This is a genomic window from Kitasatospora sp. NPDC054795 (genome assembly GCF_053611565.1).
In genome coordinates this window covers 1-1,576 of sequence record NZ_JBSHAP010000299.1, presented here as the reverse complement: position 1 = coordinate 1,576, position 1,576 = coordinate 1, and the positions used below count along the sequence as shown (strand labels likewise).

1 protein-coding gene is annotated in these 1,576 nt (G+C 75.2%); it reads left to right on the top strand.

The window, feature by feature from the left end; translation table 11 throughout:
• A partial coding sequence (locus tag ACWGJO_RS41575) for an LCP family protein (RefSeq protein ID WP_452190964.1) occupies window positions 1–1,404 on the top strand: 1,404 nt, incomplete at its 5' end.
• Window positions 1,405–1,576: the final 172 nt, after the last annotated feature.

The window sequence follows — 1,576 nt, the reverse complement described above, 5'->3', positions numbered from 1 at the left end:
GCGGCACCCGCCGCCGCGCCGCCGCGTCCGCGGGTGCCCCGGCCCGCCGAGGAGGCGGTGCCGGCCAAGGCCGTGCCGCCGTCCGAGCAGGTCGCCGGGGCGCGGGCCGGGAAGGCCGGCAAGGCAGGCAAGGCCGGGAGCAAGGCGCCCAAGGACAGTTACACGACGGGCGAGTTCACCTTCGTCGACGAGGAGGCGGAGGAGACCGAGGACGTCATCGACTGGCTGAAGTTCGCCGAGTCCCGCAGCGAGGTGCGCGCCGAGCGCCGCCGCAAGCTGCGCAACCGGCTGATCGGCCTCGGCGCGGTGGTGGCGCTCGCGGCCGGCGGCGTCGGCGGCTACCTCTTCCTGACCGGCGACAAGCCGACCGCGGCCGCCGCCGCCGGCGGGCGCCAGGTCAACGTCGTCCACCTGCGCGACCTCCAGGGCAAGGTGTCCAGCGCGCTGCTGGTCAACGACGCCTCCGGGAAGAAGGGCACGGTGCTGCTGCTGCCCGACAACCTGCGGCTGCCCGGCCCGGGGGACCCGCCGGTCAGTACGGTCGGCCAGTCCATGGACGGCATCGGCGCCTCGGCGACCCGCGAGGGCCTGTCCACCGTGCTGGGCGCCCCGGTGGCCGGCACCTGGCGGCTGGACACCCCGTACCTGGAACTGCTGGTCTCCCAGCTCGGCGGCGTCCGGGTGGACACCAACGCCGAGACCCACGAGGGCGGCAAGCCGGACGGCAAGCTGCTGTCCGCGGCCGGGAAGAACACCATGCTCAGCGGGAAGGCCGCGGTCGCGTACGCGACCTGGCAGGCGCCCGGCGAGAACCGGGACGCCCAGCTGGCCCGGTTCGGGCAGGTCCTGGACGCGGTGGTGCGCACCATGCCGACCGAGTTCAAGGACGCCAAGGACGACGTGCACCGGATGAACGCGGTGCTCGACCCCTCGCTGCCCGAGGACGCCCTCGCCGGCGTGCTCGTCCAGCTCGCCCAGCAGGCGAAGGACGGCCACTTCGGCACCACCGCGCTGACCGTCAAGCCGGACGGCAGCCTGGACGAGGCGACCGCGGGCAAGCAGGTCAAGGACGTGCTGGGCGGCACCGTGAAGTCCGCGGCCGTCGGCGACGCCCCGGTCCGGGTCGCGCTCCAGGACGCCACCGGCAACGACGCGGCGGCGGCCGCCGCGCAGGTCCAGATCGTCAACTCCGGCCTGACCTTCATCCCGGGCGGCGCCAAGGCGGCCCCGCAGCCGGCCAGTGAGATCCGCTACACCGACGACGCCCGGCAGGGCGCGGCGAAGTCGCTGGCGACCAGCCTCGGGCTGCCGGACACGGCGGTGAAGAAGGTGACCGGCGACGCCCAGAACGCGGACCTGCTGGTCGTGCTCGGCAAGGACTACCAGCCGCCGAAGAACCAGTAGGGCGGCGGCCCGGGCCCCCGCGGCCCGGGTGTCGCGGTGCGGTGGCCCGGGCCGGCCCGGAAAAACGGTGCGGGCCCGCCCGGGCGGGGTGTGGTCCATGAATGCCCACCCCGCCCTGGTGCGGGGCCCCCCAATCCCCCCGGGCGGAAGAACACCGGTACCGGGCCCGCAC